Source organism: Microbacterium sp. NPDC088619, assembly GCF_044752825.1.
GTDB lineage: Bacteria > Actinomycetota > Actinomycetes > Actinomycetales > Microbacteriaceae > Microbacterium.
Genome location: NZ_JBIVLZ010000001.1, coordinates 2,724,450 through 2,742,323, shown reverse-complemented (window position 1 = coordinate 2,742,323; position 17,874 = coordinate 2,724,450). Strand labels below are relative to the sequence as shown.

The 17,874-nt window shown below is 67.5% G+C and carries 19 protein-coding genes and 1 tRNA gene; 14 read left to right on the top strand and 6 right to left on the bottom strand.

The window, feature by feature from the left end:
• The first annotated feature begins 39 nt into the window (after positions 1-39).
• Together ACIP5T_RS13265 and ACIP5T_RS13260 are read left to right on the top strand one after the other, a co-directional pair.
• Positions 40-1,452, top strand: coding sequence for an MFS transporter (locus ACIP5T_RS13265; protein ID WP_400863943.1), 1,413 nt, complete (start codon positions 40-42; stop codon positions 1,450-1,452).
• Positions 1,453-1,501: 49 nt separating this feature from the next.
• The gene (locus ACIP5T_RS13260) at positions 1,502-2,422 is read left to right on the top strand and encodes a cation diffusion facilitator family transporter (RefSeq protein ID WP_400863940.1); all 921 of its coding nucleotides are present in this window, start codon (positions 1,502-1,504) and stop codon (positions 2,420-2,422) included.
• 38 nt (positions 2,423-2,460) lie between these two features.
• On the opposite strand, the gene ACIP5T_RS13255 is transcribed toward ACIP5T_RS13260, so the two are convergent.
• Both ACIP5T_RS13255 and ACIP5T_RS13250 read right to left on the bottom strand, forming a co-directional pair.
• Positions 2,461-3,981: a DUF222 domain-containing protein gene (locus tag ACIP5T_RS13255; RefSeq protein ID WP_400863938.1), complete on the bottom strand. Its 1,521-nt coding sequence runs from the start codon at positions 3,979-3,981 to the stop codon at positions 2,461-2,463.
• Positions 3,982-4,271: 290 nt separating this feature from the next.
• Positions 4,272-4,631 carry a MarR family winged helix-turn-helix transcriptional regulator gene (locus ACIP5T_RS13250; protein ID WP_400863935.1) on the bottom strand — a complete coding sequence of 120 codons (360 nt, stop codon included), beginning with the start codon at positions 4,629-4,631 and terminating at the stop codon, positions 4,272-4,274.
• A 345-nt stretch (positions 4,632-4,976) separates the two neighbouring features.
• Between ACIP5T_RS13250 and ACIP5T_RS13245 the strand changes: the two genes are divergently transcribed.
• Positions 4,977-5,834: a hypothetical protein gene (locus tag ACIP5T_RS13245; protein WP_400863932.1), complete on the top strand. Its 858-nt coding sequence runs from the start codon at positions 4,977-4,979 to the stop codon at positions 5,832-5,834.
• 152 nt (positions 5,835-5,986) lie between these two features.
• Here ACIP5T_RS13245 and ACIP5T_RS13240 read toward each other — a convergent pair whose 3' ends face one another.
• From ACIP5T_RS13240 to dcd, 3 genes are read right to left on the bottom strand one after another with little or no spacing between them, the layout of a single operon-like run.
• Positions 5,987-6,205, bottom strand: coding sequence for a DUF2283 domain-containing protein (locus ACIP5T_RS13240; protein ID WP_400863929.1), 219 nt, complete (start codon positions 6,203-6,205; stop codon positions 5,987-5,989).
• Positions 6,198-6,719 (bottom strand): hypothetical protein, encoded by a 522-nt coding sequence (locus ACIP5T_RS13235; protein ID WP_400863926.1) that lies wholly within the window; start codon positions 6,717-6,719, stop codon positions 6,198-6,200. Before ACIP5T_RS13235 ends, ACIP5T_RS13240 begins: the two co-directional genes overlap by 8 nt.
• A 1-nt stretch (position 6,720) precedes the next feature.
• A complete protein-coding gene (gene dcd / locus ACIP5T_RS13230) occupies positions 6,721-7,326 on the bottom strand; it encodes a dCTP deaminase (protein ID WP_042536862.1) in 606 nt (201 codons plus the stop codon).
• A 93-nt stretch (positions 7,327-7,419) separates the two neighbouring features.
• Here dcd and ACIP5T_RS13225 point away from each other — a divergent pair.
• The 5 genes from ACIP5T_RS13225 (at position 7,420) to ACIP5T_RS13205 (ending at position 9,903) form a co-directional block, all read left to right on the top strand.
• Positions 7,420-7,493 (top strand) — tRNA-Gly (locus ACIP5T_RS13225).
• 137 nt (positions 7,494-7,630) lie between these two features.
• On the top strand, positions 7,631-7,912 hold the full coding sequence (locus ACIP5T_RS13220; protein WP_400863923.1) for a hypothetical protein: 282 nt from the start codon (positions 7,631-7,633) through the stop codon (positions 7,910-7,912).
• Positions 7,909-8,439 carry a hypothetical protein gene (locus tag ACIP5T_RS13215; protein ID WP_400863920.1) on the top strand — a complete coding sequence of 177 codons (531 nt, stop codon included), beginning with the start codon at positions 7,909-7,911 and terminating at the stop codon, positions 8,437-8,439. Before ACIP5T_RS13220 ends, ACIP5T_RS13215 begins: the two co-directional genes overlap by 4 nt.
• 364 nt (positions 8,440-8,803) lie before the next feature.
• Positions 8,804-8,974, top strand: a complete 171-nt coding sequence (locus tag ACIP5T_RS13210) for a hypothetical protein (RefSeq protein ID WP_164743724.1) — start codon at positions 8,804-8,806, stop codon at positions 8,972-8,974.
• On the top strand, positions 8,974-9,903 hold the full coding sequence (locus ACIP5T_RS13205) for a hypothetical protein (RefSeq protein ID WP_400863917.1): 930 nt from the start codon (positions 8,974-8,976) through the stop codon (positions 9,901-9,903). The genes ACIP5T_RS13210 and ACIP5T_RS13205 overlap by 1 nt, the downstream gene beginning before the upstream one ends.
• A 4-nt stretch (positions 9,904-9,907) precedes the next feature.
• Here the strand turns inward: ACIP5T_RS13205 and ACIP5T_RS13200 are convergent, their stop codons facing one another.
• Positions 9,908-10,996: a tyrosine-type recombinase/integrase gene (locus ACIP5T_RS13200; protein WP_400863914.1), complete on the bottom strand. Its 1,089-nt coding sequence runs from the start codon at positions 10,994-10,996 to the stop codon at positions 9,908-9,910.
• A 291-nt stretch (positions 10,997-11,287) separates the two neighbouring features.
• Between ACIP5T_RS13200 and ACIP5T_RS13195 the strand changes: the two genes are divergently transcribed.
• The 6 genes from ACIP5T_RS13195 (at position 11,288) to ACIP5T_RS13170 (ending at position 17,586) form a co-directional block, all read left to right on the top strand.
• Positions 11,288-11,509 carry a helix-turn-helix domain-containing protein gene (locus tag ACIP5T_RS13195; RefSeq protein ID WP_400863911.1) on the top strand — a complete coding sequence of 74 codons (222 nt, stop codon included), beginning with the start codon at positions 11,288-11,290 and terminating at the stop codon, positions 11,507-11,509.
• Positions 11,510-11,869: 360 nt separating this feature from the next.
• Positions 11,870-12,637: a hypothetical protein gene (locus ACIP5T_RS13190; protein ID WP_400863908.1), complete on the top strand. Its 768-nt coding sequence runs from the start codon at positions 11,870-11,872 to the stop codon at positions 12,635-12,637.
• Positions 12,634-13,131 (top strand): transposase family protein, encoded by a 498-nt coding sequence (locus tag ACIP5T_RS13185; RefSeq protein WP_400863906.1) that lies wholly within the window; start codon positions 12,634-12,636, stop codon positions 13,129-13,131. Before ACIP5T_RS13190 ends, ACIP5T_RS13185 begins: the two co-directional genes overlap by 4 nt.
• Positions 13,132-13,133: 2 nt before the next feature.
• Positions 13,134-13,439: a hypothetical protein gene (locus tag ACIP5T_RS13180; RefSeq protein ID WP_400863904.1), complete on the top strand. Its 306-nt coding sequence runs from the start codon at positions 13,134-13,136 to the stop codon at positions 13,437-13,439.
• Entirely contained in the window at positions 13,436-14,152 is a 717-nt protein-coding gene (locus ACIP5T_RS13175) for a hypothetical protein (protein WP_400863901.1), read from the top strand. Before ACIP5T_RS13180 ends, ACIP5T_RS13175 begins: the two co-directional genes overlap by 4 nt.
• A gap of 836 nt (positions 14,153-14,988) precedes the next feature.
• The gene (locus tag ACIP5T_RS13170; protein ID WP_400863899.1) at positions 14,989-17,586 is read left to right on the top strand and encodes a LuxR C-terminal-related transcriptional regulator; all 2,598 of its coding nucleotides are present in this window, start codon (positions 14,989-14,991) and stop codon (positions 17,584-17,586) included.
• Positions 17,587-17,874: the final 288 nt, after the last annotated feature.

Genomic DNA, 17,874 nt, shown 5'->3' with positions numbered 1-17,874 from the left:
CGTCACCCTCCGTTCACCGTGCGCCGCCAGACTTCGAGCATGAGCGAATCCCCGCAGAGCGGCGCGGTGCCCGAGCCCGCCGCCACTGCCAACAGCGGCGCGGTCGGAGTCATCGGCCTCGACCTGCGCGGCGAGACACCGGCCCCCAAGAAGCAGGTCTACTCGTGGGCGCTGTGGGACTGGGCGACGCAGCCCTTCAACACCGTCATCCTGACCTTCATCTTCACCGCGCTGTACCTCACGACCGAGGCGTTCCTGCCGGCGTCGATCGCGGGTCTCGACGCGAAGGATCCGATCCGCGAAGCCGCCGAGGCGGACCTCGCCTCGGGTCTGGGCCTCGGGTCGACGATCGCCGGAATCGCGATCCTCCTGATCGCGCCGGTGCTCGGCCAGCGGGCGGATGCCGCGGGGCGGCAGAAGCTCTGGCTCGGGATCGGCACAGGGGCGCTCATCGCGTGCATGCTCGGCCTGTGGTTCGTCGAGCCGACGCCGACACTGTTCTGGCTCGGCGTGGCGCTGATCTCGGCGGGCTCCGTGTTCGGCGAGATCGCCGCCGTCAACTCGAACGCGATGCTCATCGGGATCGCGAATCCGAAGACCGTCGGGCGCATCTCCGGCCTCGGCTGGGGATTCGGCTACATCGGCGGCATCATCGCGCTCGTCCTCGTCGTCGTCTTCTACATGCTCGACTGGTTCGGCCTGCCGGACGACGGGGGTCTGCCGTTCCGCATCATCGCCGTCGGCTGCGCGATCTGGGCGATCGTCTTCTCCATCCCGATCTTCCTCAACGTGCCGGAGCCCTCGCTCGGCCGCCCCGAACGCAAGGTCGGCTTCTTCGCGTCCTACGGGCTGCTCGTGAAGGACGTCGCCGGCCTGTACCGCAACCCCGACACCCGTCAGACGTTCTGGTTCCTGCTGTCGAGCGCGGTGTTCCGCGACGGACTCGGCGGCGTCTTCGCGTTCGGCGCGGTCATCGCCAGCCAGGTGTTCGACTTCGAATTCCTCGACCTCGTGATCTTCGGCATCGCGGCGAACCTCATCGCGGGCGTCTCGACGATCATCGCCGGCCGCTACGACGACCGATTCGGTCCGAAGCGGATCATCCTCCTCTCGCTCGCCGCCATGGTGATCGCCGGCCTCGCCGTGTTCTTCCTGGTGGATGCCGGCACGATCGTGTTCTGGATCGGCGGTCTGGTGCTCTGCGCGTTCGTCGGCCCCGCCCAGGCCGCGTCGCGGTCGTTCCTCGCCCGCATCACCCCGGCCGGGCGCGAGGGCGAGATCTTCGGCCTCTACGCCACGACCGGGCGGGCGGCGAGCTGGATGGCATCCGGCGCGTGGACCCTGCTGATCGTGCTCTCGGGGTCGACGTCCTACGGCATCCTGGGCATCGTCCTGGTGCTGATCGCCGGCTTCCTGCTGCTGCTGCCGGTCAAGGCCACGCAGAACGTCTGAGCGATCGGTTGCGCCGACCCTGTCGGTGATCGAGGAGTAGCCTGACCGCGTGACGGTCATCATCGCCTTCCTCGCCAACATCCTCGTCGCGATCGCCAAGACCGTCGCGGCGGTGCTCACGTCGTCGGCCTCGATGGTGGCGGAGGCGGCGCATTCGTGGGCGGATGCCGGCAACGAGATTTTCCTGCTCATCGCCGACCGGCGGGGTGCGCGGGCGAAGGATGAGCGGCATCCGCTCGGGTACGGACGCGCGGCGTTCGTGTGGTCATTGATCGCGGCGTTCGGGATCTTCACCGCCGGCTCGGTCGTGTCGATCATGCACGGCGTGCAGGAGCTCTCCGAGACCGGCCCGGTCGAGAGCCCCGGGGTCGCGTACGCCGTGCTCGGCATCGCCTTCGTGCTCGAGGGAGCCTCGTTCACGCAGGCGATGGTGAAGTCGCGACGGTTGGCGCGTGAGCGGGGATCGTCGACCTGGGACTATGTGCTCGACACCAGCGACACGACACTGCGGGCGGTGTTCTTCGAGGACATGGCCGCCCTGATCGGGCTGGTGATCGCTGCCGGTGCGATCGCGATGCACCAGGTCACCGGGATCGCTGCGTGGGATGCCGTGGGATCGATACTCGTCGGGGTCCTGCTGGGCGTGGTCGCGATCATTCTGATCGGGCGCAACATCGCATTCCTCGTGGGCTCGAACGCGTCCCCCGCGCTCCGTGACCGCGTGGGGCGCGCACTGCTCTCTTCCCCGCAGATCCAGCGGCTCACGTATCTGCACATCGAGTACGTGGGGCCGAACCGGCTCTTCATCGTCGCCGAGGTCGACCTGGCCGGCGACGCGCGTGAACACGATGTGGCCCGGAGCCTGCGCGCGATCGAGCAGCAGATCGAGGCGCACGAGGTCGTCGAGACCGTGGTGCTGTCGCTGTCCGTCGACGATGAGGAGTCGCTGGAGTTCGCCGAGATCGCCTGAACCTCCTGCTCTTCCTTCCTCCCTACCTCGATGCCGGGTCATCCGGCGCGGGCGAGGGTCGACTCTTCCGGAAGACTCAGCCGCGGGGTGTGCCATTGCTGTGCCGGATCCCACCATCGCGGCCCTCGCACTTGCGGAATGCCGTCGTTCATCCGGATCTCCCACCCCGACGTGCCCAGACTTCGGTGGTGCCACCAGCACAACGGCACACCGTTATCCGTATGCGTCGGCCCGCCCCTGGCGTGCTCGGTGACATGGTGGATCTCGCACCACGACGCCGACACGTGACACCCGGGGATCAGACATTCCTTATCGCGCGCGACGATCGCCCGGCGTTGATGCACGGTGAACACCCGATCTGTGGTCGTGATCCCGATGATCCGACCCTCATCCATGAGCACCCGCTGGATGGTCCCCGAGCATCCGACATGTGAGGCGACGCTCACCGGCACCTGCCCCCACGCACCGCTGACGCTCGCGCGCCCGGTGCCGTTCTCAAGGTCCTTCGCGTCTACCGTCACGACCAGGGTCGGACCCGCACCGCCTAGCGAGGGCATGTCTCGGTGGCGGGCTGCGATCGCCAATGCCGCGGCGAGAGCGTCATGTCGCTTCTGCGCCGCCGTGCGGTCATCGATGACGTTGCGCGGATCGGAGTTGTACGGATCATCTGCGGCATCGCCCTCGTCGGTGCCGCCCCCGTCGGCATCGCCCTGGCCGGTACCGCTCTGGTCGGTGCCGCTCTGGTCGGCATCACCCTCGTCGGCATTCCCCTCCCCCTGCGTGAACACCACGCCCGGCATCGGCGGACTGTCGCCCTTGGGGTTGTTCTGCGCATCGAGGATCAGCTCCAATTGCGCGGCGACCTCGGGCGTCAGATATCCCTTGATCGAGCGCAGTCCGTCACGCACCCGGCCGAGGGTTATGCCCCGTCGGCGCGCAGGCTCGTCGCCGGGCTCGTCTCCATCAGGGTCGAGCAGAGCGGCCAACGTCTCTGCGAGGAGCTTCAGCTCGTCGAGCGTGGGCGCCGGGCCCTGGAGCTCTGCCTCGGGGCCGGCCTCGGGGTCAGGTCTGATTCCCCGCGCCGCCCGCGCCAGGCAGATGTCTGCGTCGAGCCGATCATCGACGCTGATGCGATGCGACACCTTCTCGATCGGCTCGGTCGCGGCCAACATCCCCGCGACTCCGATCGCACCGTCGAGCATCGCCTCTCGCAGCGCCGGCCACCGAGCGGGCAGTCGATCGCCGGATACCAGGTTCACACTGCGCCGCACCAGTCCGACGACGTTCCCGACGCGCATCGCCCCGCGCACATCTGTCAGCAGCGTGCGCTGCAGCAGCTCGCTCTGCGTGCGGCATCCGGTGGAATGGGGGAACTCCACCGCATCCCCCGTCGCGATCGTCTCGATCACCACGGCCTCGACCCGCCGGAACGCCGCACCAGCCGCCTGCAGCACGTGCACCCGTTCTGCATCGGACAACCCGGCGAGTGCATCATCGGACAATACTCGATCGAGGTCGGAGACGACCTGATCGACGAGGGCGCGAGTGCGGGATGACATGGCCCCATCCAACTCGGGGCCACCGACATTCAGACCGCAGAATCGAGCACTTTTCGACCAGATCAGAAGCATATTCCGGAACACCGGCTGAGCATTCTGGAACACCGGTGAGCGATCACGGAACCCGGGTGAGCGATCACGGAACCCGGCGGGTGATCGCGGAACAGCGTCGGCTGATCGCGCACCACCGACGGCGCAGCCACGAGCCCACCACCGGCCGAGCCCATCACCGGCCGACCCCACTCACCGATCGCCCCCACTCACCGGCGGCAGCGCACCCCTGCGCGGAGTCAGCTCTCCCAGTTGTCGGCGAGCTTGTTCAACAGCGTCGCGAGCTGATCGCGCTCCTCGTCGGTGAACGCCGCGAGCGCCTTTCCCAGCGCCTCTCGTCGCTCGCCCCGCATCCCGCGGGCGATCTTCCGCCCCTCGTCGGTCAGCGCGATCCGCGTGCGTCGCGCATCGTCGGGGTCCGCCTCCCGGCGCACGAATCCGTGTGCGACTCCCTGCTGCACGAGCCGCGACGCCCGCGGCTGGTCGACGCCGATCGCCGCGCCGAGATCGCTGACGCTGAGCGCGGTGGATGCCGCGGCGAGCGCCTCGAGCATCCGCATGCGAGCCGGGCCACCGAAGCGCCCCGAAGGGTCGTTCATCCACGGGGGCATGCCAGGGTGCCCAGAGTGCCCGTGCCCGTGCTCGTGCCCGTGAGACCCGCGGTCAGATTGGTCGGAATGACCGGAGTCGTCGGAGTGGTCGGAATGCGCGTCCCCGTGCCACGGATGTGGCCCGCCCATGCCTCGCGGGCCGCGCCCGCGCTCGCCAGGCCGTCGCCCACGCAGGCGGGACAGGGCGCGGGCGATGGCCTCGGTGGGGTCGTTCTCTGCGGCGCTCACACATCGATTTTACATGCGACTTGACATGGATCAGTACTGCATGTCACACTACATATACATGCATAGTGACAAGCACATGTTCCATGACATCTAAGGACTTCACCCATGAACACCTCTGACACTCAGAACACAGACAGCACCTCCCGCCCCTTCCGCTACTGGCTGAAGGCCGTCGACCGCCTCATGGCGGCCGAGTTCGACTCTGCCTTCGAGGGCGAGCACGCCAGCCGCCGCGACTGGCGGATCCTCAACGTCATCGATGGCACCGCGCCCGCCCGTCGTCCCCTGAACTCCCACAAGCTGCACGACCTCGTCGAGCGCGGCTGGGTCGTCGCCGACGGCGACGGCTGGACGCTCACCGACGACGGCCGAACGGCCAAGGAACGCCTCGGCAGCATCGTCGACGGCATCCGCGCGAAGGTCACCGACGCCGTGAGCCCGGACGACCTCGAGACCACGCTGGCCTCGCTCGAGCAGATCGCCCGAGCCTTCGGCTGGGACGAGGAGACTCCGCTCCCCCGCGGACGCGGTCGTCGCCACGGCTTCGGCCGACACGGCTTCGGCCCCGGGTTCGGCCCGGGGCGCGGTTTCGGCCGCCGCCACGGACACCCGTTCGGACGCGGTCGCGGCTTCGCACCCGGGTTCGGCTCCGAACACGGAGCGGATGCCGAGCTCGACGGCCATGACTGCGGACACCGCGGACACCCCGGGCACGACCGCTTCGCGGAGGCACGCGCAGACCACGGTCACGGCCGCGCAGATCACGGTCACCGCCACGGCGGTCACGAACACGGCCACGGCGGTCGCGAACACGGCGACGTCAGTAACGAGCACGGCCATCGCCGCTGCGAGCACGGTCGCCACGGAGCGCCGCGCCACGGCGAGCACCGCGTAGCCCGGGCAGCTCAGCACGCCTACGAGCGCGGCTTCGATGCCGGCTTCTCCCGGGGTCGCGACGCCTGACGGCATCCGATCATCGAGAACGCCCCGTCTGACTCAGGTCAGGCGGGGCGTTTCTGCCTGCTCCGCACGGTTCGTTCCGCTGCGTGGCCACATCCGCATCCGAGAACTCGGAGACCGATCCGTTTTCGACCCCGCTCGACGTCCCGAACGCTCTATCGACTCCGCAGATCCTCTGCGCGAAGCAGCCTGGCTGCTCCGAGTATCTCGACCCCGAGCAGGTGACCGTCACGATCGAAGTCGAGGATCAGCTCGCCCTGCAGATCGTCCGGCAGCGGCACCGGCACCTGCCGTGACGCCTCACCAGGGCGGATCGGTCGCCCGATCGTCGCATACGCGGCGTCGACCTCGGAGTCGTATCGCAGATCACCCATGCCACGGCACCCCGGTGCCAGCGGCGATCGTCTCGGACCCACCGGCCGGCAGCGCGAACGACACCGTCGTGCCGAGGTAGATCGCCCCGGCGATCGCCGCCCCGAGCAGGACGAGGAGGAACGCGAAGATCACGAACGTCAGCGCACCGTATCCGCCCGATGTCGGCGCCTCGGGTGCCACCGACGGCTGCGCCCAGTCGTCGGCCACAGGAGCCGGCTGATCTCCCGTGAGGATCGCCGGCTTCGGCCGTGATCGGCGCGTCGACGGGAGCATCGCCTCCGGGGGAGGCGGCGGGATCACCGCATCCGGAATCGCAGACTCCGACGGAGGCGGCGGAATCACCGCATCCGGAATCGCAGACTCCGACGGAGGCGGCGGAATCACCGCATCCGGAATCGCAGACTCCGACGGAGGCGGCGGAATCAGCCCCTCCGGGATCGGGATCTCGGGCGGAGGCGGCGGGATGACAGCTTCCTCCGGTCGGATGTACGGATCTCTGCTGTCACCGCTCATGTCAGCCCCCTACGGCTCCGACGTCGGTCGTGCCGACGTCCGTCTTGTGGAAGTTCTGGAACGAGCGGGATGCCGTCGGCCCTCGCTGCCCCTGATAGCGATTGCCGTACGGGCCGGAGCCATACGGGTTCTCGGCCGGCGAGGTCAGCCGGAAGAAGCAGAGCTGCCCGATCTTCATGCCCGGCCACAGCTTGATCGGCAGCGTCGCGACATTCGCGAGCTCGAGCGTGACGTGCCCGGTGAAGCCGGGGTCGATGAAGCCGGCGGTCGAGTGCGTGATGAGGCCGAGGCGACCGAGCGACGACTTGCCCTCGAGGCGTGCCGCGATGTCATCCGCCAGCGAGACCTGCTCGAAGGTCGCGCCGAGCGCGAACTCGCCGGGGTGCAGGATGAACGGCTCATCGGGGTCGACCTCGATCAGCCGAGTCAGCTCGGGCTGATCGACCGACGGGTCGATAAACGGGTATTTGTGATTGTCGAACAGGCGGAAGTAGCGGTCCAGGCGCACGTCGATGCTCGACGGCTGGATCATCTCCGGCTCGTGCGGATCCAGCCCGATGTGGCCGGATGCGAGTTCTGCTCTGATGTCGCGGTCGCTGAGAAGCACGGCCCCAGCCTAGTCACCACACGCCGCCGACACTTTGGCCATGACCGACAGGGCAGGTAGGCTTGCGTTCACCCGCTCCTCGGATGCGAGTACGGGGCTGTAGTTCAATGGCAGAACTTCTGCTTCCCAAGCAGATAGCGCGGGTTCGATTCCCGTCAGCCCCTCCACACAGTTATCCCCAGGTCAGCGCACCTTTCTTTCGCTGGATTCTCGCGCTCCCTGGGCATCCCAGGCGCTTGGCGTGCCAGAGACGTGCCACTAGCACCGTTGCCAGCCGCCTCCAGCCCGCCGTAGCGTGCTAGAAGTGAGCATCGATCCGCACCTTCCAGAACCCACCACGGCAACCGTCACACGCACCAATTCTGGGTGGGTCGCGCGCATCTACGGTGCAGACACCCTCTTGATGACAGAGACACCACTGGCATGGGGTGGAGTCGATTTCTACTCCGACGGGCTCGATGCAGTGGCGCGTGCCCACGCCATTCCTGACGGCTACGCCTCCAAGGGCGCACAAGGGTGGGATAAGACGCCTGACGGCTCATATTCCGCTGTCCTGCACCGGCTCGACCTCCGGATGACTCTGTGATCATCCCCGCGGCGAACACTGCGGCTCAGGCCACGGCAATAGACCCGACTCTGCTCGCGTTTCTTACGATCTTCGGCGCGGCGGGTGTTACCGCAGTTGCTGGAGCGGGCCTTGCGATCTGGCAGTCACGTCGCGACCACGCGCGCTGGGTGCGCGAGCGGCGGTACGAAGGGCTTACGCGTATCCTCGCACTGGCGGACCACTACGCTCGCCATCGGGCGGACGGCTCCGAGATGATGGCGCGCTCCGACGAACTCCAGGTCGAGCACGCATTAGGCGATCCTTCAGCCGCCGATAGCCTGCGCGTCCTCGGGGAAAATATGGCGCGGAATCTGGAGCAGGTAGGTCCGATTCACGACGAGATGACCGACGTGGCCGCGACTCTCGAAATCATCGGGCCGAATGACGTACTGGAGGCCCTGAACGCCTATACCGACACCTTCCCGGGTGATGATCCTGACGCGACCGAGCGCGCCAAGGATGCATTCGTGATCGCCGCGCGCAAAGCACTTCGAATCAAGGCGTAGAAGCCCGCCTACAGGCCCGGCATCTCCAGCCGGATCACGGCTTCGAGGCCAGCACTTCGAGAGCCTAGATGCGCATTCAGCGCTGGTCCCGCGAGAGCGTCCATGGCTTCCGCCAGGACCGCGTTCCGCTCCTCCGCGGCGTGCTGGTAGATAAGCGCGGCGCGTGCAGTGCGGTGCCCTGCACTGGCCATAAGTTCCCGGGTGGTCCCTCCAGCCTGGGCGGCCGCGGCGAGTCCTGCATGTCGGAGGTCGTGCACGTGAAACTGCCCCGCGCGCCCCAGCCCGACATACGCGCCGCAAACGGTGCCTCACCACAGCACTCGGCGCTATGATGCGAAAACCACCCACAACGAAAGAGTGCGCAATGTCGACCCAACCAGCGACGCTTCCCAACGTGCCCGCCCTTCCGCTCACCGACTACGCGACGTACCGCAACCTTGCTCTCGGCGTGATCGAATCCGCCTATCCGAGTGCGCTTCCTGAATATTTCGCACCGAAGCCGACGTCCGGCTCGGTGAACTTCACGGCCGCCTGATGCCCGTCTGGAACCGACTGCTCGCAGAGTTCGATGCCGTTCCTCCGGAGCAGAGGGGGCAGTGGATCACCAACCAGTTCGCTACGTGGCTGGGAAAGGTGTCAGCACTCCGCAAGGACAAGAACGTGATCATCTATGGCTCAGCGTTCTTGCAGAAGCAGGACGTTCCAGCGTCGTTCGTGAGCATCACCCACGAGGACCTCAACGGACTGATGGCGGTGATTAAGGGGATGGAGTTCGAGAAGGGCCTCACTCTCATCCTCCACACACCTGGCGGCGTGACTAACGCCACAGAGTCACTCGTCGACTACCTCCACGCGAAGTTCCCGTCAATCGAGGTGATCGTTCCGACCTTCGCTATGTCGGCTGGAACCATGATCTCGATGGCCGCGGATCGAATCGTCATGGGACATCACAGCCAGTTGGGGCCGATCGACCCACAGATCCCGACCGTTGCGGGGCGCAGTTACTCTGCCCAGACCATCGTTGACCAGTTCGACGCGGCCAAGGCGGACATTGCGCGCGACCCTATCTTCGCCCACGCCTGGGCTCCCATTCTCGCTAGCCTGGGGCCCGGCTTGCTGAAGGAGTCCAGCAACGCGCTGGCCTACTCAGAGAAGATGGTCGCGAACTGGCTCGAGAACTACATGCTGGCGGGGGACGCCGACGCTTCAACGAGGGCGGCGGAGATCGCTAAGTATTTCGCTGACAACTCGCACCATAAATCGCACGGTCGGCGGATCGGGCGGGATGAAGCGGCCGCGCAGGGCCTGGTGATCGAGGAACTCGAAACGAACCAGGACCTCCAAGAGGCCGTGCTAACCGTCTACCATCTGATGACGATCTGGTTCGAGCAGACGAACTTCACCAAGATGATCTGGGGCACGACGGGGAACCAGTGGCTCAAGAACTGGGGCGGAACCGCATAGGGACCTAGGTCCCAGGCTTCTCTAGTCGGAGGACGGCTTCTAGTCTCGGGGCGTGCGTGCCAATGACCGATCCGGTGAGAACGTCCATGGCACCCGCGAGGACCGCACTCCGCTCCTCCGCCGCGTGCTGGTAGATGAGCGCCGCGCGAGCGGTCCGGTGACCGGCACGCGCCATGAGTTCGCGCGTCGTGCCCCCGGCCTGGGCGGCCAGCGTGAGCCCGGCGTGCCGGAGATCATGGACGTGAAACTGCCCTAGCCCGACGCCGCGGGCCGCTTTCCGCCAGGCATGGCTCAGGGCGTTTCCGGTGATGGCCTCGCCGTCCCGGCGGGGGAACATGGGGGACTTGGGGAATCCGGTCGTGCTGGCCAGATGCGCCTCGACCTCAGCGGCGATGCTCGGCGGGAGCACCACCGTGCGGGCCTCCCCTGTCTTCGTGGGGGTGATGGTGCCCTGACCTCGAACGTAGATGCGCTGGCGCTCGACTCGCACGGCCCCGTTGGCGTAGTCGCCGCGCTGGAGCGCTTCCAACTCCCCGACCCGCAGGTGTGCTCCGAAGGCCACACGGATAGGCAGGTGCCACTTCTCCGGCATGGCCCCGACGATGGCGGCCAGGTGCTCCGGCGAGAGGTACGGGCGCTCCGGGTCGTTGACCTGCCCGGCTCCTTCGATCTGGCAGGGGTTCTCGCTAATGAGCCGGTCCTTCACGGCGGCATTCAGGATCGTGCGGAGGAGGCTGTACGCCTGGCGGAGTCGGGCCTCTCCGGTGGCCCCGGGGCGGTTCTTCACCGCCTTCGCCAGCACCTTTCGGGTGCGGGTGTACCAGGCGCGCACGTCTGCCGGGGTGATGGCGGACAGTGCACGGTCATGGAGCCCGGCGAGGGGGCCGGTCAGCAGGTCCTCGTACAGCGCCTGGGTCTTGGCGGCGAGGCGTCCACGGGTGCGACCGTTTGCCACCCACTCCGCGGCGTAGGGGCCAAAGGGCTGGAGCCCGGCACGGTGGTCTCGGTAAGTGCCGCGCATCCGGTCCGCGCGAACCCCGGCGATGTGGTCCAGTGCCTCACGCTTCGTGGGGAAGGTGGTGGGGGCGGTCATGGGCCGCCCGGCGGGGTCTGGATAGCGGGCTTGCCACCTGCCGGAGGGCAGTTGCCGGGTGCTCCCGAACGCCTGTCGATTGGCCTTCTGCCGCCGCTCTGCCATGACTCTCCCCGCTCGGTCCAGGTGGTGACACCTTGTAACTAAAGTCCAGTTCAGAGGACTTTTTGAGTTTGCAACCTCAGCATACCCCGTGTTACCGTCGGGTCCCACAGGGAAGCGCCACCGACGACGCGACCGCCATCCAGGAAGGACCTGGGCTAGCCACCGCTAACCCGAAAGGACCTCCTGATGATCACCGCGATACCGAGCACCAGTGCCGCCACCCTGGCACGCATCCGTGAGACCCGGCCCGCGTTCCTGAAGGTCCCGGACGTGGCGATCCTCCTGGAGTGCCACCCCAGCAACGTCTACAAGATGGTGGCCAACGGCACCCTCCCGGCCCAGCGGTTCGGCAAGGCCATCCGCATCAGCACAGTCGCGTTCCTGGCCTTCATCGACGGCGAGGGCTGAGGTGACTACCGCCAGGGGCGAGAACACCGGACGGGCCAGCACCTACCGCGGCGCGCACGAGGCCCTTGTTCAGGCCCGCGGCTCCGCAGTAGGCCGCTCCTGCCATGGGTGCGGTCTACCGGCGAGAGGGTGGATGAGGATCGGCCCGGCAACGCACATAGGCCGGAACTCACATGGGAAGCGGGTGAAATGGTCCACCGACCTGAGCGCCTACGCCCCCGGGTGCGCCCGGTGCAACGCCCGCGCCGATCACGGCGGCTCACTGGTGCTCTGTCCCCGTAAACATGTGCGGGCGGCATGGGGCACCACCCCGAAGGGCGAGTGCCGCGGGTGCGTGCGTGAGCGCCGCCGGAGGCTCTGATGGGGTTCGCGACCCTGGACCGCATGAAGGAAGCGCTCCTCTCAGCGCCCGTATCCCCACTGGAGCGAATCGTGCTCCTCGACATGGCCGTGGCCGTCCAAGACGGCGCTCCGACCTACACGTGGGGGCATGACCGGCTGGCGCTGGCGCTGGGCCGTGAGCCGGGGCTGAAAGCGACCAAGAGCGCCCTGGAGCGCGTGCTGTCCGCACTCACCAGCCGCGGGCTCATCGTCCGCACGGGAGCGGCACACCGCGGCCGCCATGCGGAGTATCGGCTGGCCGTCCTGGACCTGAAAGGGCCCCGGTCTGAGCGAGGCCCATTCGTCGCGGACCCTGCCGAGAAAGGGCCCCGGTTTGAGGGAGAAAGGGCCCCGGTTTTCCCGGTAAAGGGCCCCGCTCAGACCGGGGCCCCACTACCTGTATCACTACCTGTTCCACTACTTGGTAATGGTCACCGCACGCGGCGACCGACCGAAAAGGTTGCTCCGCCTTCAGCCAAACAGCGTGCACACCTCGCCGACCTCCGCGCCGCACTCGAAGGGCTGGAGACGGAGCAAGAGCGCGTCACAGGACCGGCCAGCGCCCAGGAGGCGGATGACCTTATTGGCCTCTACCGCGCTGAGGCCCACCGGCGAGCGCACAACGGCGAGCCCTTCGATTGCCCCATCACCGAACTGTCGCCGGATGCACGGCGCTACTACGAGGGCCGTGGACTCGCGGACCTATTCCCCGACCCCTGGGTCACTGAACGAGAGGAGACGGCATGAGCGCCGACACCATCACCATCGCCCGCGAGGAGGTCGCGGCGCTGCCCGGCCTCCCTGTGCCGGATCTACCGCCGGACGTGGACCTCGCCGAGTACGCCCTCGGTGACACCGTGCGGCCGCGCCGCCATATGAAGCGCCTGGATCGACTGACCCGCCGCGCCGAAGCATTCATGCTCCACCGGACAGGTGTGGCCATGACCACCATCGCCATGCAGATGGACGTGCACCCGAAGACGGTGCAGCGGTGGATTCGGGAGGAGGTTCAGCGCATCCCGGAGGAGGAGGCGGACGCTATCCGCACCCTCGAACTGGCCCGCCTCGACGCCATCCTGGTCCCGCAGATGCGCCTGGCCCTCGCTGGTGATGGGTTCGCGGTGGACCGGGTGCTGAGGATCATGGACCGCCGCGCGAAGTACCTCGGCCTGGACAACGCCAAGCCAGGCGGCTTCGAGCAGGTAGGCGCGCTCCTCGACCGGCTGGTCATGGGGGAATGACCATGGTCTACGCGCCCCGCCGCCCCAGCGCCATCGGCAACGCCACCCGGTCGAAGCGAGAAGCCCTGCCGGGATACCAGGCCGCGATGGATTCCATCCCGGTGCACCATGCGGACGCCATCCGGGCCTACATCGCGAGCCTCCACCAGGAGGCGGCCGTCCAGCGCACCGCCGCCGCACGTGCACGTGCCGCCCTGGAGTCCCGAGCACAGGACGACGGAGACGCCGCTGACCGCCCTCGACCTGACCCCCTCTCCAACCCCTCGCCCACCACGGGCAACCTCAACCGACAAGGAGCACAAGCATGACCCGCACCGACCTCACCACCACCGCTGTCCAGGCCCGCCGGGACCTCGCGGCCGCCGCCACCCTCAGGGACACTCACCTGACACCGGAAGGGCTACGAGCCCGCCAGCGCGCCGACGTGGACCGCATCCGCACCACCGTGCGCGCCGCCATCCCAGCGATCCCCGAGGCACCTGACCGGGGGCTGGTCCTGGACACCCTCCGCCCGCAGACCGCGGACGACCACGCCGCCCTCAGCCGGGAGCGGGAGAAGGTCCACGCCCTCGTCTACGCCGGACAGGACCCCTCTCAGGGCTTCGAGCGTGAGCCGGGCATGCGCCTCCAGGACGTGATCGCCCGGGCGGACCGCACCCGCCTGGCGGCCATCCTGGACGATCTGGAAGTCATGCCGCACCTGCTGGTGCACGACGACCGGGATCGGCTCCTCGCCGCGTACGAGGGCCTCGTCTGGGAACGCCTCACTCAGGTGGACCCGGCGGCGCTTGCTATCGCTGAGCAGGAGAGCGCCGCGGCTGAGCCCGCCGCGTGGGCCGCGGTCCTCACGGACCTGGCGGACACGGGGGACCTCACTCCGGAGTCGCTGGCACTCCTGCATAACGCTGACCTCGACGCCTATCGCCTCCTGGTGGACGGGGACCGGGTGCACATCGACGTGCCCGGCTCGCAGTCCGCCATCCCGTCCATGCTGGCGGGCGTGGACAGCGCTACCGCGTAGCGGGAGTCGCGCACGGGCGGTCCGGGTTCCATGGCGGTGGCCGGACCGCCCTTCTTCGTCCGCGGAGCGGCCCTCTGCGCCCCGCTGACGGCCGACAGCGCGTCTCGTGCTTCACGGTGAGTCGAGCGCTCACCAGGGCCTCTACGGGCCGCAGAGGGTCATGCAGTTCTGGTGGAGATAGCGCCTCTGACCGGGTGGAAACCCTGGGGCGACCGGTTTAGGGGACACACCGTAACCACCTCTCCCGAGCGGCGGGGCGCACTCCACCCCCGCCGCCCCACGGAGCCAGACGCAACCCCATGTAGGAACGTTCTGCCGCCCCCTCCAACGCTCGGTGTCTGGCGTCGTTGTCCACAGCCTCACGGCGGAGCACTGGAGCCGTCCAACAGGCACCGCGGCGTGCCAGATTCGTGCCATTAGAGGGGGGTACGTGCCACCAACCGGGGGTACTGGACGGTAAGCCCACCTCCGGAGAGTGCGCGGTTCCGCGGACCGGAGAAGGGCCGCTACCTGCTTCCCAAGCAGATAGCGCGGGTTCGATTCCCGTCAGCCCCTCCACAACCCGCGCCGCTCTCGGCGCAGAGCGCAGAGCGCAGAACGAAGAGCCCGAGACTCTACCCAGTCCCGGGGCCCCGTCGCTCATGCTGGTCTTCTCCATTCCGGTATCCCGGCATGCGAACGTGCTGCGCGATGGGCGAGGGGCGGCCGGGAACATAGCATCGGTTTCGCGACGGCACCCTCTTCTTGGATGCGAAGGCGAACACATGATTGATGTTCACGACGACGGCAGACGCGAATCTCGACCCGCAGTCCATGGCCTGCAACGTCCGCGGTTGATGACTGTCCTCGATCGAGGACACGCCCTGGTGCTGATCAGCGGCCCTGCCGGAGGCGGCAAGTCAGTTCTGCTCAGCCAGTGGGCCGGAGCACAACCACGTCGTGGCATCGGAGCGATCCGCATCGCCTTCGAGGGCCAGCTCGCAGATGAGAATCAGATGCTCCGCAGCGCTTTCGCGCAGCTGCTCGCGCTCGATCTCGTACAGGACAGGGCGAAGGCGACAGCAGTGCTTCGTGGGTTCGAGAGCATCCGGGACAGGTTCGGTGCGGTCCGAGCGGCGTTCGCCGAACTCACGGGTCCGTGCGTGCTGGTGATCGACAACGCGGAACGCGCGGATGAGGCGCGCTGGCTTCACCTGTGCGTGTCGTTGCTCGAGGTCGCACCAGCTCTTCGAATCGTGGTTGCAACCCGACGATCGCTGACGACGGACGGCTTGCGGACGTTGGCATCCATCGACTCTGCAGTCATCGGTCCGGGGCAGCTGCTGTTCACCCCTGACGAGGCCCGCGAAGTGTTCGAGAGCGTATCGGGCGTGCCGGCGCCTCCTGACGGCCTGGGTGAGATCGCCGCACTGCCGCTGTCTGCTCGGTTGCTGGGCCTGGCGCACGTGATGAGAAGAGGACAGCTCGACTTCGTCACCTCCGAGCGCGAGCAGGTGGCGGATGCTCTGCTGTCGACCCTCGTGAGCGAGCGCGTGTCGCCGGAGTTCCGCGAGTTCCTTGTCAAGACGGCTGTTCCTACCGCCGTGACGGCCGATGTCGCGGCACGCCTGGGATGGCCAGACGATGCTTCAGAGCACCTTGAACGTGCCGAGTACTTCGGACTGGGCATGTGGGAGTCCGGCGAAGCCGGGCCCTCGTTCGCGTACACCCCCGCGCTTCGCGATGCGCTCCTGCGGGCATTCGATCAGGCTCCTGTCGAGACCACCGCGCAGGTTCGCCGCACCGTCGCGCTCTGGGCATTCGAGCATCGGCGCCCGCTCGAGGCGCTGTCGAACGCGCTGAAAGCGAAGGACTACGCCCTCGCGTCGCGACTCGGGCGCAAGGCCTGGTTCGTGCTCGCGCGGACCTGCGCCGCGGATGTCGTTCAGCTGCTGCACGAGCAGGGCCCTGCAGTCCTCGTCAGATATCCGATCCTCTCCACCATCATGGCTCTCGTCCTCACCCAGCTGGGGCACCGGGTGCGTGCTTTCGCATACTTTCACAGCGCTGCGATGAGGCTGCACGGCCGGTCGTCCGACGACGATCTGGTCGAACGCTTCTGGACCCTGACGGTGCAGTCGCTGGCCGAACGCTTCTCCGGTCGATTCCACCGCGCGGGGGCGACAGCGTTCCTGGTGACTCGGACTTTTGACGCGATGACTCCTGTGCAGCGCGAGAGCTGCGACGGGGCTACCGCGCTACTGCTCAGCAGCTGCGGACTGAGCCTCCTCTTCGCGGGGCACCCGGATGACGCGGTCTCCGTGCTCGAGCAGGGAATGACCATGCACGTCGACGATGCGGTGACGATCTTCGAGAACGGTGTCACACTGCGCATTCCCGACGACGACGGCGGGTGGTACCACTGCGCTTCGACACTCGCCGCAGTGCACGCGGTCCACGGAAGACTGTCGGACGCTCGTCGCGTTCTCGATGAGATCGACGCCGCCGACCCACCCGTCGCGTGGAGAGTCGACCTCTTCGGCATCATGGAGCAGGTCGCACGCGCCCACATCGCCGTGGCAGATGGTGACGTTGCGCTCGCCCGAGAGCGGATCGACAGCGTGGCGCACTGGGTCGGATCCACCGAGCTGTGGCCGTTCATCGTTCACACCCAGAGCGTCGTGTCTCTGCATTCCGGGCGAACGACCGACGCGCTTCTCGTGTTGTCCCGCGCACTGGGCCGTAACGCGAACTCCACGACGTCGGAATACGCCATGAAGTTCGTCTGGGCCGCACGCGCCGCTGCCGAGCTCGCGTCCGGCAGTCGCACGGCGGCCGAGCGAACCCTCGAGGAGCTCCCCGACTGGGCAGCCGAGCGTCACGCCCTCACGGCCCTCGCCATGCTGCTCGCGGGCGACTTCGGCGGAGCGCTGGTGAGTGCACAGGCGCTCGACTCCGACCATGGTGAGGAACCCCTTCGCTCCGGCTGGAGACCGCTCGCACTGCTCATCGCAGGCGTCGCCGCGGGCCGGCTCGGCAAGAGCGGAGCCGCAGCGACAGCACTCGCGCATGCGACTGCACTCATGCGGGAGGAACACACTCTGGCGCCATTGGCGATGATCCGTCGAGAGGATCTGCTCGTCGCCCGTGAACTCTGCGACGAGAGAGGTCGCGCGATCGTCGACGCTCACCTTTCAGGCCGCACGGATGACATCTTCCCTCCGCTCGAGGCTGCGGTGTCGCTCACCGCGAGGGAACGCGCGGTGATGCGAGAACTCAGCAAGACCGCCTCGACTGCCGATATCGCGAAGGCCCTGTTCGTCTCTCCGAACACGGTCAAGGTGCAACGGCGAAGCGTGTACCGAAAACTCGGAGTCTCGACCCGGGAGCAGGCTCTGCTTCGCGCAGCCGAACTCGGGATCCTGACCCGAGGTTCCGAGGGCGCAGGAAACTGAAGAAGAGAATGAGGCGTACGGCAGGCCTGGGGTGCGCGCCATACGCCTCATGGTCGAAGCACCGCGAGGTTCGTCCTCGCCGGGGGCCCGAACCGACCACTGATCACGCTAGATGGGCTCACTCGCCTTCGCCGGGCTCAGCAGCGGAGCCGCCATCGTTAACCCTCGTCTTCACCCTCTGTCATCGCGCTCGTCCGCATGACCCGACGCGGCCGGGATTCGTCGACCATGTCTGCTGACCCGGTGACATCTAGGCTGGAGTCTCAGCACCACCCGGGGGGGGGACAG

Bases quoted from the DNA above. Each gene is read 5' to 3' on its own strand.
- ACIP5T_RS13190 (WP_400863908.1), top strand. From the start codon at position 11,870: ATGGGGTTCGCGACCCTGGACCGCATGAAGGAAGCGCTCCTCTCAGCG.
- ACIP5T_RS13170 (WP_400863899.1), top strand. From the start codon at position 14,989: ATGACTGTCCTCGATCGAGGACACGCCCTGGTGCTGATCAGCGGCCCT.
- ACIP5T_RS13255 (WP_400863938.1), bottom strand. From the start codon at position 3,981: ATGTCATCCCGCACTCGCGCCCTCGTCGATCAGGTCGTCTCCGACCTC.
- ACIP5T_RS13200 (WP_400863914.1), bottom strand. From the start codon at position 10,996: ATGACCGCCCCCACCACCTTCCCCACGAAGCGTGAGGCACTGGACCAC.
- ACIP5T_RS13235 (WP_400863926.1), bottom strand. From the start codon at position 6,719: ATGAGCGGTGACAGCAGAGATCCGTACATCCGACCGGAGGAAGCTGTC.
- ACIP5T_RS13205 (WP_400863917.1), top strand. From the start codon at position 8,974: ATGCCCGTCTGGAACCGACTGCTCGCAGAGTTCGATGCCGTTCCTCCG.
- ACIP5T_RS13175 (WP_400863901.1), top strand. From the start codon at position 13,436: ATGACCCGCACCGACCTCACCACCACCGCTGTCCAGGCCCGCCGGGAC.
- ACIP5T_RS13265 (WP_400863943.1), top strand. From the start codon at position 40: ATGAGCGAATCCCCGCAGAGCGGCGCGGTGCCCGAGCCCGCCGCCACT.
- ACIP5T_RS13185 (WP_400863906.1), top strand. From the start codon at position 12,634: ATGAGCGCCGACACCATCACCATCGCCCGCGAGGAGGTCGCGGCGCTG.
- ACIP5T_RS13250 (WP_400863935.1), bottom strand. From the start codon at position 4,631: ATGAACGACCCTTCGGGGCGCTTCGGTGGCCCGGCTCGCATGCGGATG.
- ACIP5T_RS13240 (WP_400863929.1), bottom strand. From the start codon at position 6,205: ATGGGTGATCTGCGATACGACTCCGAGGTCGACGCCGCGTATGCGACG.
- ACIP5T_RS13245 (WP_400863932.1), top strand. From the start codon at position 4,977: ATGAACACCTCTGACACTCAGAACACAGACAGCACCTCCCGCCCCTTC.
- ACIP5T_RS13195 (WP_400863911.1), top strand. From the start codon at position 11,288: ATGATCACCGCGATACCGAGCACCAGTGCCGCCACCCTGGCACGCATC.
- ACIP5T_RS13180 (WP_400863904.1), top strand. From the start codon at position 13,134: ATGGTCTACGCGCCCCGCCGCCCCAGCGCCATCGGCAACGCCACCCGG.
- ACIP5T_RS13210 (WP_164743724.1), top strand. From the start codon at position 8,804: ATGTCGACCCAACCAGCGACGCTTCCCAACGTGCCCGCCCTTCCGCTC.